11 protein-coding genes are annotated in these 13,352 nt (G+C 58.5%); all 11 read right to left on the bottom strand.

Annotated features, from left to right (window positions below; all coding sequences use genetic code 11):
* Positions 1-146: 146 nt before the first annotated feature.
* The 11 genes from FJ145_00120 to FJ145_00170 all read right to left on the bottom strand — a co-directional run bounded on the left by FJ145_00120 (position 147) and on the right by FJ145_00170 (position 13,063).
* Positions 147-1,181 carry an LLM class flavin-dependent oxidoreductase gene (locus tag FJ145_00120; protein MBM4259827.1) on the bottom strand — a complete coding sequence of 345 codons (1,035 nt, stop codon included), beginning with the start codon at positions 1,179-1,181 and terminating at the stop codon, positions 147-149.
* Between the two features lie 88 nt (positions 1,182-1,269).
* Positions 1,270-2,016, bottom strand: a complete 747-nt coding sequence (locus FJ145_00125) for an amidotransferase (protein MBM4259828.1) — start codon at positions 2,014-2,016, stop codon at positions 1,270-1,272.
* A gap of 84 nt (positions 2,017-2,100) precedes the next feature.
* Complete coding sequence (locus tag FJ145_00130; protein ID MBM4259829.1) at positions 2,101-3,198, bottom strand: amino acid ABC transporter permease; 1,098 nt, start codon at positions 3,196-3,198, stop codon at positions 2,101-2,103.
* On the bottom strand, positions 3,195-4,169 hold the full coding sequence (locus tag FJ145_00135) for an ABC transporter permease subunit (GenBank protein MBM4259830.1): 975 nt from the start codon (positions 4,167-4,169) through the stop codon (positions 3,195-3,197). Before FJ145_00135 ends, FJ145_00130 begins: the two co-directional genes overlap by 4 nt.
* 164 nt (positions 4,170-4,333) lie before the next feature.
* On the bottom strand, positions 4,334-5,344 hold the full coding sequence (locus FJ145_00140) for an amino acid ABC transporter substrate-binding protein (GenBank protein MBM4259831.1): 1,011 nt from the start codon (positions 5,342-5,344) through the stop codon (positions 4,334-4,336).
* 140 nt (positions 5,345-5,484) lie between these two features.
* Positions 5,485-6,522 carry an amidohydrolase gene (locus FJ145_00145; GenBank protein MBM4259832.1) on the bottom strand — a complete coding sequence of 346 codons (1,038 nt, stop codon included), beginning with the start codon at positions 6,520-6,522 and terminating at the stop codon, positions 5,485-5,487.
* A gap of 156 nt (positions 6,523-6,678) precedes the next feature.
* The gene (locus FJ145_00150; GenBank protein MBM4259833.1) at positions 6,679-7,698 is read right to left on the bottom strand and encodes an amidohydrolase; all 1,020 of its coding nucleotides are present in this window, start codon (positions 7,696-7,698) and stop codon (positions 6,679-6,681) included.
* Positions 7,699-7,742: 44 nt separating this feature from the next.
* Positions 7,743-8,711: an SDR family oxidoreductase gene (locus tag FJ145_00155; GenBank protein MBM4259834.1), complete on the bottom strand. Its 969-nt coding sequence runs from the start codon at positions 8,709-8,711 to the stop codon at positions 7,743-7,745.
* On the bottom strand, positions 8,677-9,510 hold the full coding sequence (locus tag FJ145_00160) for a methyltransferase (protein ID MBM4259835.1): 834 nt from the start codon (positions 9,508-9,510) through the stop codon (positions 8,677-8,679). Before FJ145_00160 ends, FJ145_00155 begins: the two co-directional genes overlap by 35 nt.
* Before the next feature lie 255 nt (positions 9,511-9,765).
* Positions 9,766-10,812 (bottom strand): extracellular solute-binding protein, encoded by a 1,047-nt coding sequence (locus FJ145_00165; protein ID MBM4259836.1) that lies wholly within the window; start codon positions 10,810-10,812, stop codon positions 9,766-9,768.
* Between the two features lie 19 nt (positions 10,813-10,831).
* A complete protein-coding gene (locus tag FJ145_00170; GenBank protein ID MBM4259837.1) occupies positions 10,832-13,063 on the bottom strand; it encodes a xanthine dehydrogenase family protein molybdopterin-binding subunit in 2,232 nt (743 codons plus the stop codon).
* Between the last annotated feature and the right edge of the window lie 289 nt (positions 13,064-13,352).

Here is a 13,352-nt window from a genome sequence, read left to right on the forward strand (position 1 = left end):
TGCCAACCGAGTTTGTCAAAATCTTCGGAGAGCGGTCTCGCGCAAAGCTCGCAAGAACGCCAAGCAAAAAGAAAGGGCGGGTCTCAGACCCGCCCCGACAACCGTTCCGATCTTTGCGACCTTTGCGCCTTTGCGCGAGGTGAATCTTATTTGAATTTCGGCATGACCTTCTCGGCGAACAACCGAATGTTCTTCATTGCCATCTCCTGCGGCATGCCGCCGAAGTGAAACGTGCCGGAAATCGTTGTCAGCCCATTGGGCTCGGCCCATTTGCGAATCGTGTCGGCGACGCGCTCCGGGTCGCCGGCCAGGACGAAACCCTCTTTGATCTGCGTCTCGGCATCGCGCTGCACCAACAGGCCGACCTCTTTGCGGTCGGTGTCGGCGGCGTGGTGCACGTCGACGTAGCGCGCCAAATAGGGCGCGGCTTCCTCGACCGCTTTGTCCAAACTGCTCGATACATAAATGTGAAACTTGCCGAGAATGTCGCGCTGACTGGCGTCATGGCCGGCTTTGGCCAGGTTGTCGCGATAGACCTTGAGAAACTGCGGCAGCGCGCCGGCTTCGCGGTAGAGATAAGGCAGCGTCATCAAGTGAAAACCGTGCTCGCCGGCCCAGCGAAAAGTATCTTCACTGCGCGCGCAGCCGACCCAGAAACGCGGGTGTGGCCGCTGCACGGGTTTCGGATACACCGGCACGCCTTCATAATGGAAGAATTCGCCTTTGTGATTAACTGGTTTGTCGGACCACGCCTGCAGCATCACCTCGACGCCTTCGTACATGCGGCCGGTGGCTTCCTTTTGATCGACACGAAATTTTTTGTATTCGTGGGATTCGCTGCCTTTGCCGACGCCAAAATCCAACCGGCCGTTGGAAATCACGTCCACCATGGCATAGGACTCGGCCAAATCGATCGGGTTGTGCAGCGGCGATACGCTGATAGCCACGCCGAGCCGAATTTGCTTGGTGGTGCGGGCGATTGCCGACATAAAGGTCGGCGGGTGCGGCAGATCGCCGCCGTAATGAGCGAAATGATGCTCGGTCACCCAGATATGATCGTAGTTAAGCCGATCCATCTCCTCCATTTGCGAAAACATTTTTTGATAGAACTGATTGATCGGCCCATCGAGATCGGGCACGTAAGTTGGCAAATAATGCGAGCCAAATTTCGTCACAGCCATGTCTGATCAAACCTCCAGAAATGTTCTTTAAGATATAGGTTGGCGAGCCGGGCGAAGTCAACGGCGCACGCGGCGCAGTCGGGCGGCTTTACCTCGGCACCATGCGCCGCCGCGCCGTGTCGGCGCCAAACAGATTGATAAACTCGCCAAATACGTGCTCGCTGAGCTCGTGCAGCCGTTCAATGTAATGGGCGGTTTCGCGGTGAATCTGATCGGGATCGATGTCGCCGTGCAGGCTCTGAATCTCTCTGCGGTTTTCCGGCACCTTGAGCCAGCGCAGGATCATCGGCTCGTCGACTTCGAGATGAAATTGGAAGGCGTAAACTTTTTCAGCGTAACGAAACGCCTGATTGGCGCAGGCCATCGACGAGGCAAGGTGCACCGAACCCGCCGGTATTTCGAACGTGTCGCCGTGCCATTGAAAGATCTTCTCGACCGCCTCGAATTCGCCGATCAACGGGTCCTCTCCCGCATGGGCCGTCGGATGAACATTGTACCAGCCTATCTCTTTTGTATGGTTCGCGAAGACGCGCGCGCCGAGCGTGCGCGCGATCAACTGCGCGCCCAGGCAGATGCCCAAGATCGGCAAATTGCGCTGCAGCGCCGCTTCGATCAATTTCATCTCGATTTTCAGATGCGGTAGGCGCTCGTCGTCGTAGGCGCTCATCGGCCCGCCGAGCACGACTAATCCGTCGTAGCCGTCCAGAGTTGGCTGTGCATCGGGGTGGCGGCCGAAATTCACATAGCGAATGCGAAAGCCGGCCTGCTTAAGCAGCGGGTTCAGGGTGCCGAGAATCTCGTGCGGCACATGTTGGCAGACTAAAAGTTTCTTCATAGCGAAGTGGTGGAGACACGTCGCGCCTTGTCCCCACGAAAACTCGAATGCTAGTTTATCAAAGTGGCACAGCGACCCCAACAATCAAGGGGCAACCGACTCGGAACCCGAAACGCGAAACCCGGAACCGCCGCCGGCTTCGAGGCGGCGGCTAAAGCGCGACATCGGCAAACAAAAAACAAAATAACCAAAAGCCGCAAACAGGTAGGCCTCCACCCCAAAGCCGCTCCACGCCGGCTCCGAGAGGGCCACTTTGATGGTCGTCAAGAAATCGAACAAACCGATAATCACGACCAGAGAGGTGTCTTTGAAAAAGCCGATGAAGGTATTGACCAGCGGCGGAATCGCGATGCGCAGCGCCTGCGGCAAAACAATGTAGCCGGTGCGCTGCCAGTAGCTGTGGCCGAGCGCCAGCGCTGCTTCCTCCTGCTGGCGTGGGACCGCCTGCAGGCCGCCGCGCACCACTTCGGCGAGATACGCCGCGGCAAAAAGAATCATCGCCAGCTGGGCGCGCAGCAGCTTGTCGATTGACATACCGGTGGGCAAAAACAACGGCAGCATCACCGACGCCATGAACAAGACGGAGATCAGCGGCACGCCACGGATCAACTCGATATAGCTGATGGCAAACCAGCGGATCAGCGGCAGCTCGGAGCGGCGCCCAAGCGCGAGCAGAACCCCGAGGGGAAACGCGAATGCCAAACCGATGGTTGCCAGCAAGAGCGTCAGGGTGAGCCCACCCCAGCGTTCGTTCTCGACGTAAGATAATCCAAACAGCCCGCCCCACATGAGCACGCCGATGACGCCAAGCCCGGCGAGCCAAGCGCAGGCAAGGCGCGGTGGTATGCCGCGCTGCCGCGCGCTCCACGCGTATAGAGCCATCAATAACAAAATGACCAAGGCCGGGCGCCACTGTTGGTCGGCGGGGTAGGTGCCGAACAAGATGAAGCGATACTTGTCGGCGACAAACGCCCAGCAGGCGCCGTAGCCTTGGGCCCGGCAAAGGGCGCCGTCTTGCGGCGCCCACACGGCACGCAACAGCGCCCAATCGATAAACGGCGGCACGAGCCACAGCGTCAGCGCAAATAAAAACAGCGTCACCGCCGCGTTTGGCCGACTTGAGAACAAGCGGCTCCGCAGCCACGCACGGAGCGTTGTGGTTGGCTCGGCCACACCGTTCATGCGCTGACACCTCGCAGCGCCGCATGGCGGTTGTACCAGTTCATCAGCGCGGCGATGGACAGGCTGATGGTCAGGTAGACCAGCATGATGATGGCAATGCCTTCAATGGCCTGGCCGGTTTGATTGATGGTGGTGTTGGCGATGGACACGAGATCGGGGTAACCGATGGCGACGGCCAGGGAGCTATTCTTTGTGCAATTAAGATATTGGCTGGTCACCGGAGGCACAACGACGCGCAGCGCCTGCGGCAGGATGACCGAGCGCATGGTTTGGCGCTGTGACAAGCCGAGCGACTGCGCCGCTTCGAATTGCCCGCGAGGAACCGAGAGAATGCCGGCGCGCACGATCTCGCCGATGAACGCCGCGGTGTAAAGCGCCAAGCCGAAAAACAACGCGGTAAATTCCGGCGAGAGCGTGGCGCCGCCCGCAAAGTTAAAACCGTTCAGCACCGGAAAATTGACGAACGGCGCTTCTGCGCGCAGTGTCGGGAAGGCCAAACCGCGGTTACTGAGATAGAGGCCGGGCAGTGGGTGCAGGGCATCCGCCGGCGCCGGGAAACTCTCTGTGATGACGGCGTACCAGAAGAAAAGCTGCACGACCAGCGGCACGTTGCGCAGCACTTCGACATAAGCGGCGGCGAGTTTGGCGAGCAGCCAGTTGGGCGAAAGCCGGGCCAAACCGATAAAAAGACCGATCAATGTCGAGAAGACAATCGCCAGCAGCGCGACGCGCGCGGTGTTGAACAATCCGACCAACAAAGCTTTGAGATAAGTATCCGCCGCGCTGTACGAGACGAGGGCGCTCTCGCCGATTTCAAAGCCGGCTTCACGGGCCAAGAAGCCAAAGCCGCTGGCAATGCGGCGCGCGTGCAGGTTGCCGATGACATTGGAGAGAAAATACCAGGCCGCGAGCAAGATCGCGGCGGCAAATAGCGCTTGATAGAGGATCGCTCGGGTCTTTGCCTGGGTCATTGCAGAAGTCTACTGGAACTACTGTCACGGTGGGAGAAGTTGCATGTTATCCCCCTTTGAAAAAGGGGGACCAAGGGGGATTTAGCCTCGGCTAAGGTGAGAAAATCCCCCCTTCTCCCCTTTGTGAAAGGGGGGTAAGAAAAAATTCTGAAGCCCAGGAAATCTCATCGCAGCGGTGGCGCGTACATCAGCCCGCCTTGATTCCACAGTTTATTCAAGCCGCGCTCCAAACCCAACGGGGTGAGATGGCGCTCGAAGCTTTCGCCGTAGTTGCCGACTTGCTTGACGATGTTGTAGGCCCAGGCATTATCCAGGCCGAGCATCTTGCCGAACTCACCGGTGGCGCCGATAAACCGCTGAATCACCGGACTCGCACTCTTCGCCTGCTGGTCGATGTTCTTTGACGTTAAGCCCAACTCCTCGGCTTCGATGCCGGCAAACATCGTCCACTTGACGATGTCGAACCAGCGATCGTCGCCGTGGCGCACCGCCGGGCCGAAAGGTTCCTTGGAGATCACCTCCGGCAGAATCACGTGCTCGGCGCCCGCCGTGGTGCGCGACGCGCGCACGGCGATGAGCCCAGAGACGTCGGTGGTATAGACGTCGCAGCGGCCGGAAAAATAGGCGTTGACGACCTCTTCGAGTTTTTCGATGACGACGGGTTTGAACTTCATCTTCTGGGCGCGAAAATAGTCGGCCAGGTTCAATTCGGTAGTCGTGCCCGGCTGCACGCAGACGGCTGCGCCGTCGAGCTGTTTAGCGTTTTTAATATTGCGTTTCTTCGGCACCATGAAGCCCTGGCCGTCGTAGAAATTGATCCCGACAAAATTTAGCCCAAGGCTGGTGTCGCGCGTCAGCGTCCAGGTCGTGTTGCGCGAGAGCACATCGACTTCGCCTGATTGCAGCGCAGTGAAGCGCTGCTGGGCCGTGAGCGGCGTGTAGCGGACTTTGTTGGCGTCGCCGAACATGGCCGCCGCCACGGCGCGGCAGAGGTCGACGTCGATGCCGCGCCATTCGCCTTTGCTGTCCGGCTGCGAAAAGCCGGCTAGGCCGGAGTTGACGCCGCACTGGACAAAGCCCTTTTTGGCGACCGCGTCTACGGTGGATGCCGCTTTTATACTTTCTACACTGCCGGCGCCAAGCAGCGCGGCGAGCAAAACTATCAATCTACTCATATTGAATTCTCGTTCTCATCGTAGCTTCGACTGCGCTCAGGGCGAACGGATCGGAGGTGAAAATCGTTGGGGAGAATCCGTTCATGCTGAGCCTGTCGAGGCATTCTAAAGGGTTTTACCGCATTCTGCCAGGCTGGGGCCTAGTCGCCTTCGAGTCCGTAGAACTTCGCCGGATTGTCCCAGAGAATCTTGTCGATCACTTTGGGGGCGATGTCGCTGCTTTCCTTCAACTTCGCCAGCGCTAGCAATTCACTGGCGTTGTCGGCATGGCCGTAGTCGGAGCCGATCATCAAGCAATTTTCGCCGGCATATTTGAGCACGTAGGGCAGATCGTCGTCGGTCTGGCAGGCGACGAAGAGCTGTTTGCTGCCGGTGAGCACGTCGGGGCAGGCTGTTTTCCCTTCCAATTTGGGGAAGCGCAGGTTCAAGTCATGCACGATATAGGGCACCCACTGTGCTGCCACTTCGATGGCGCCGATGCGCAGCTTGGGAAATTTGTCCGGAATGCCGTTCAAGATCAGCGAGTGAAAACCGCCGATGGCGATCAACTTAGCAACTCGAAAGGGCTCGGCGCCGAGCATGTCGTTGATGGTAAAATTGCCGATGCCGGAGTGAATGCCGATGGGCATGTTCAAGCGGCTGGCTTCTTCATAGAGCGGAAAAAAGTAGGGATCGTGCAAGGTGTGACGGGTCTCAACGCCGCGCACGAACACCGCACAGGCGCCGTTGCCCTTGGACCAGCGTAGCTCGTCCAACGCTTTGTCCATCGTCAGGAGCGGTAGCTGCACCGCCCAGCGCATGCGGCGCTTTTCCTTCGACCAGATATCCGCCATCCAGCGGTTGTAGGACTTGCACAGAGCGAGCTCGACGCGCGGATTGTCGGTCACCGGGCGCAGAAACAGGGTCGGATAGAGCACTTGGATGTCGGTGCCAATTTCATCCATGTGCTTCAAGCGCGAGTCGATGTTGGCCATCTCGCGGGATTCTTTCGAAGTATCCTGGCCGATGTTATCGCGCCCGCCGATCAGCCGGCCGCCGATGATCCAGAAATTGCTTTTCTTGCCGCTCGGCATGTCGACCTGGATCGGCACCGGCCGGTAGCGTTTGTCTTCGCCTTCCAAGTAATCCCAAGTCTTGTCGCACTCGATAACATGGGCGTCGGCGTCGATACTGCGCATAGTAAACCTCCGAATGGATCTTCTCGAATACCTTTTCACCACGAAGGCGCGAAGGACACGAAGTTTCGAAAAAAGGAATTTTGCTGTCGGTCGTTCCGAAACGCTTTTAGTTTCTTCCTTCGTGCTCTTCGTGACTTCGTGGTGACTCTTATATTCTCACAGGCCGTAAAATGCCGTTGGGTTGTCTTGCAAAATTTTGTCGACCAGCCGGGCGCTGATTTTGCCGTCGCTGCGCAGCTTGCGCAGCGCTTCGATTTCCGCGGCGTTGTCGGCGTGGCCGTAGTCGGTGCCGATGATCAGGTTATCTTCACCGGCGTATTGAATCACATGGTCGAGATCGTCATCGGTCTGGCAGGTGATGTAAATGCGATTCTCTTTCAACGCGTTTTTGGGGAACGGTATGCCGCGGCGGGCGAAGCGGCGCGATAAATCGTGCACCGCGTAGGACAGCCATTGGGCGCTGACTTCGACGATGCCGATTTTCAATTTGGGAAAGCGCTGGGGAATCCCATGAAAAACGTAGGAGTGAAACGCGCCGATAACGGCCAATTTGAATTTGGAAAAACCCGGGTCGCTGGCAAAAAAATCGTAGGTGGTAAAGGCCCCGTTGGCCGAATGCACACAGATCGGCAGATCGAGCGCGCTCGCCTGTTCGTACAATGAATAAAAATAGGGGTCGCTCAAGCTGCGCTCGGCCTCCAGGCCGCGCAGGTAGACGCCGCAGGCGCCGTTTTGTTTGCCGAATTTAAGCTCTTCGCTAACGTGTTCGGTGCTCTGCAGCGGTGGCACGACGACCCAGCGAAAACGATCAGGTTGCTTCTTGACGATGTCCGCCATCCAGCGGTTGTAGCTGCGCGAGACGGCGAGATCGACGTCGGGACGCCGGCTCACCGGCGTAATAAAAAACGTCGGATAGATCACCTGGAAGTCGATGCCCAACTCGTCCATGTGCTGGATGCGCGCCGAGAGATCGCTCATTTCGCGCGAGGCCACGGGTAAGTCGCGCCCGACGTTGTTGCGGGGAATCACCCTTCCATCGACCATCCAATAGTCAAACGGGTCTTTGCCGCTCGTTCCGGCAACGACTCGCGGCTTGAAAGCCTTCTCCGACTCAAGCATGTAGTCCCAAGTCGACTCGTTCTCGATCACATGCGCATCTGCATCGATAACCTTCATCTTCACTCCGAAACTGTTGCCGGCTGCCTCGCGCCAGTGGCCTGCTAATCCCGCGGCTCTTCTAAAACCAGCTTGCCGTTGTCAAACGCAAAGCATTTGCCGCTCTGTTCCATCGGTAACTCGGCACAGAGCACGAATCCGGTCCCCAAGACCTCCGGCCCGGGCAGGCGCGAGCGCGCCTCCGAAGGCGCGGTCTCCGTGGCGATGGGCACGCGCGGCGAGAACGTCACGACGCAGATGTTCGCGTCGCGCACCTCTTCGGCAACGTAGCGTGAAAAGGTGCGAATGCCGTCCTTGGTGACCATGTAGGTGCCGGCGCCGCCGGGCTTGACGCCGCCGCCGCCGTAAAGATTGATGATATGGCCGGACTTTCTTTTCGCCATGTGCGGAATGACATGCTTGGTGCCGAAGAAAGTGCCGTAGAGATTGGTTTGCACGACGCGATTCCAGAAATCGAGGGGCATGTCGGCGATCAGCGGCCAGCGCGGGATGTTCCAGGCGAAATGCGGCACAATCGCGGCGTTGTTCATCATCACGTCGATCTGCCCGAAGCGGGCGATGACCGCGTCGACCATTTTCTTCACGCTGCTTTCGTCGCGCACGTCGCAGACCGCCGCCATGGTTTCGGTCGTCTGGCCGATTTCGGCGGCGCTGCTTTTCGCCAATTCCGCATTGAAATCGGCGATCACCACCTTGGCTTTTTCCTGCGCAAAGGTCTTCGCCGCGTGCTTGCCGATGCCTTGGCCGCTGCCGGTGATGACGACGACTTTGTCTTTGAGCACGGGTTGTCCTCCGAAAAACGAGCACAAGTATACTAGCAGCGAATATCGCAAAGCTGCGACTGAATCAACGAGGGAGATTCGGTTGATCCTCGCGCAAGGCACGTACGGAGCGGGGCGGTGTCGAGGGGCGCAAAGTTTAGAGAGTCGACGCCTCTTTGCGCGATTAGCGTCTTTGCGGGAATGTGCCGAGAAATTCTCAGGACGAGAAAAACGCCAGCGTGCGCATCTCAATGCTCTCGCGCGCCGGGGCGTTGGCGGGACTGGTGGGGTCGTCGAAGGCGGCGTGGGCCGACCAGCGCGAGCGGCCGTCTTTCATAGAGTCGTAACACTTAAACACAATCGCTTCGTCGGGCTGCATGTTGGGGAAATAGTACCATCTGTGATCGGGGCTATATTTGAGATGATAGATTTCACCGACGCGGTCGGGATAGCGCCGCTCAGTTCCTACGAGATCTTTCGCGGCGATGCTTTGCGAATCGGCGATCGCTAGCGGCGCTGTGACAACCGGATGACGCACAGGGCGCCAAACCTGAATGACTTCGAAGCGATGCTTGAGCAACTGTTCCGCCTCTTCTTTGGGCAAGAGATCGCGCACGCGCTGCGGGCCGGACCATTCCGTATAATCGTTGTGCACGCTGCGCACCGGGCGGCTGGCAAATTTCTCTTCGCGCACGTCGTCGTTTTCGGCTCGCAACGTGTAGTCGAACACCAGCACCCGATCGGCACCGGTCATGCGCTTTACCAGCTCTTCGATTTCGGGATAATAAATCGCCTTGACCTCGGCCTCGCTGTAAAAGTCTTGCACTTTGGTTTCATGGCGCACCAAGACAAAGCCTTCGCGCTCCAATGAAAAGACGCCGTCGTGCAGACGGCCGTTCCCGATCGTCACCTCGCGCGCTTCGTACTTGCCGGTATTCTCCGTCTTGCGCACTTGCCCCGGCGAGTTGGAGGCGGTCACGGGCTTATCGCCGCTGTCGATAATGTAGTTGAGAGTGGAGCGGACGGATTTGTGTTGGTGAGTCTGCAACATGACGGCCTCCTAGAAAAGACCTTTCACCACGAAGGCACGAAGGACACGAAGTTCGGAAAGTTCTTCCGCTTCCCTTGCACTCGTTGTGTTGAAAGTCCCCTCCGAACCTTTGCGTTCTCTGCGTTCTTTGCGGTTAGTAACTCCGAATCCGAACCGGGCGCGACAAATCGCGCCCCTACATCCCTAATTCTGTTTTTGCGCTCTTTGCGGTTAAATGCTTCTCCGATTCGGTGGTGGCTGCGCGAGCCCATTGTTTTATTTCCGTCCAAGCTCGCGTAACTGCTTTTGCCACTTGGTTGCTTCTCTATCATATTGATCGGTGTTCAAACCAGCCTCAGGATACCAGCGTTTGAAGCCGAAATCTTTTGACGGGCTGCCGAACTGTAAATCTTCGAGAATCTTTTGTCCCTCAGGGCTGAGAATGTAGTCGGCCATGAGCACGGCGCCATGCGGGTGCGGTGCCTGGTAGACGATCGCGGTGGCGCCGGCGTTGGTGGGCACGCCTTCCATTGCTACCCAATTGATCGGCGCTCCTTTGAGCTTGGACTCCATGGCGTGATCGCGAAAGATCGACGGCGACAGCGGCACTTCGCCGGAGATCGCCATGTCGGCCATGGCGCGGCCGGACACCGAGTGCAGCGCGACCTCCTGGGCTTTGAGTTTGCGGACGAACTCTTCGCCTTTGAACTTGAGCATGGCGCCCATCATGCGCACGCCGGTGTCGCTGGTGGTCATGCCCAATTTGCCCTTGAGCTGTGGGTTGAGCAGGCCGTCAAAATTCTTCGGTACCGCGCTCACCGGAATCAGGCTGGGATTAAAACCCACGCCGATGAAGCTCTCACGATTGACGCCCCAATAATAGAGCCCGTTGCCGGCTTTTTCTTTGGCGTGGGCGGGGTACTTCATCAGGTGCGGCGAGGTGTACACGGCCAACAGCCCATCTTCGCGCAGACTCTTGAGTAGCGGCAGCGTCGTCTCGATGGTGTCGACAAGGTATTGCCGTGCCTTCGCCTCCGCGCTGATGCGCGCCATCAGCTCGCTGCTCGCGGCGCGATAGACGTCGACTTTAACGCCGTATTTCTTCTCGAAACCTTGCGCGAGCTCCTTGTACGAGCTACCGGCCAGCGACGTGTACCAGGTCACTTTGCCTTCAGCCTTGGCGCCGGCGATGAGAATCTGCTCGCGGTCCGCGCCGGTGTAGGCTACGAGTTCAGAAAGTGTGCTGGGCTTTTTGCCCTGGGCGATGGCTATGCTTAAAAAAAACAAAACCCATAGAATGCTAAGCAAAGAACGAACGATCACGCGGCCTCCTCTTTTTCTCTCAAAGCTTCTCCCGCAACGCTTGGTAAACGTTTTCCGCCTTCACCGGCAGCTCAAACAACCGCACGCTCACGGCATCGGCGATGGCATTGGCGATGGCCGCCGGTGGGGCGTTGTTGGCGAACTCGCCGATGGGTTTGGAATCGAGCGGTCCGACCCCGCCCGTGGTTTTTACCAATACCGTTTTCAGTTCCGGAATGTCTTTCACCGACGGCAACTTGTAGTCGCCCAGATTGTTGTTGGTGACTTTGCCATTGTCCATCACCATCTCTTCCATGATGCCTTGACCCATGCCCATGATCGTGGCGCCGTCGATCTGTCCCTGATGGGCAATTGGGTTGATGATCGTGCCGACGTCGTGGGCGCTGATGACGCGGTGGACTTTCACGGCGCCGGTGTGGGGATCGACTTCCACATCCGCCACTTGGGCGCAGATGTAGGAGATGTCTTCCGGATAGGGATAATCTTTATACACGGTGGCGTGCAGCGGCACCGGCGATTGTGCGACCACGCGGCGCAGCGGCACCTGTTGGCCGGGCTCGCCGCGCAGGAAGAATTTACTGCCGTCGAATTCGACGTCTTCGGCGCGGCTTTCCAATGTCCGCGCCGCTTGTGCCAGCATGAGTGCGTGCAATTCTTCGCACGCCTGCATCATCGCCTGACCGGCGACGTAGGTCATCCGGCTGGCGCGCATGCCGCTGTCGCGCGGTGCGGTGTCGGTGTCGCCGATGACGACATTCACCTGTTCAATCGGTACCTTCATGAAGTCGGCGACGAGTTGGCGCAAGATTGTGTGCGTGCCCGAGCCCTGATCGATGCTTGGACTGACGATCGTAAACGTGCCGTCGGCCTCCACGCTCAAGATGACACCGGTGTCGCCGCCGCTAATGTGGCGGCCTGATAGCGCGATGCCGAGACCGCGATTTTTCTTCTTGGGCTTCTTCCAGCCGGCGGCGTCGAGGGCGCCCTGCAGCACTTCGCGAAAGCGCACGTGATGGAGCTCGTGGCCCACCGCGTCGGCTTCGCCTTCGCGGAGAAAGGTTTTCAGGCGAAACTCCGCCGGGTCCATGCCCAACTCTTTGGCGAGAATGTCGGTATGCGAGTCGACCGCAAATGCCGTCGCCACCGCGCCGGGGCTGCGATAATAGCCGCCGGGAACCGTGTTGGTATAAATCTGCGCGAAGGCGATGTCGGCATTGTCGATGCGATACTGCCCGCCGGCGTAGTGCCAGGTGGCAAGCGAGGTGTTCGACTTCAACGCGCCGTAGGCGCCGCTCGCATGATAAGCACGGATCTTGCGCGCCGTGATTCGACCGTCGCGCTTCACGCCGCTCTTTATCGTAATGATAGTCGGGTGCGCTGGATTGCTCGCCAGCAATTCTTCGGCGTAACTCAACACGAGCTTTACCGGGCAACCGGTGCGCTGCGCGAGAAAATAGAGAATCGGCAAGTTAACGCCGTCGCCCTTGCCGCCGAACTCGCCGCCGACGTTGACGACGTTCATACGGATGCGCGAATCTTCAATTTTCAAGCACTTCGCCAATTGGGTGCGCACGTTGAACGGATTTTTCACCGACGCCCACACTTGAATCCGTCCATCGGCGTCGATGGCGACTGTGTCGGCGTGGGGCTCGAGATAGCCCTGGTGGCGCGCCGGAATCTGGAAGGTATGCTCCATGACGATGTCGGCGTCGCGAAAACCTTGCTCGATGTCGCCCTTCGTCCAGGCCAGTTGCGTCAAGCCATTGTGAATTTCGGCGGCGAGAATTTTCGCCGGCGCGCCGTCGTAGCCGGCAACGTCGGGGTGCAGCTTGGGCGCCGACGATTTCATCGCTTCGATGGGGTCGAAGACCGCCGGTAAAATTTCGTAGTCGACGCTGATACGTTCCACTGCTTCTTCCGCTGCGTCCGCGGATTCCGCCGCGACGGCAGCGACGCGATCGCCGACGAAGCGCACCATGTCCCAACAGAGCACGGGCAGGTCGCGTATCTGCTTGCCAATCAGATAACCGCGCACATCGGCGCCGCTGACGATCGCTTTGACTCCCGGCACCTTGAGCGCGGCGGAAGTGTCGATGCCGCGAATGCGCGCATGGGGATGTGGACTGCGAAGAATCTTGCACCAGAGCAGGTTTGGCAACGCTACATCGGCCGCATAGACCGTCTGCCCGCTGACTTTATTGCTCCCCTCGCCGCGTGGAATCGCCGCACCGACCGCTTTGTGCTCAGCCATAATGTTGCACCTTCGAATGAGATTGTGGTGGAGTTATTGGCTAGTTAGTACGGCGGGGCGGCGAAGGTCAAGCGGCAGGGACGGTAAGGGACGCGAGTCGGCCCGAGGCCCAGGTGCGGACTCACACCGATTGCTAAACTAACCCTGGCTTCGAAGTTTGAAGGTAGTCAAAACCCACTCCGATCTCTGCGCTAAGCTAAACATCGCTCGCTCACCTACTCTACCGGTTAAGTTATCCGGGTTCCGAATCCGGGCGCGCAGCGCCTCTTGTGATTTCTTGTGGTCTTTG

It is taken from the genome of Deltaproteobacteria bacterium (assembly GCA_016874755.1).
Lineage (GTDB): Bacteria > Desulfobacterota > Binatia > UBA9968 > UBA9968 > DP-20.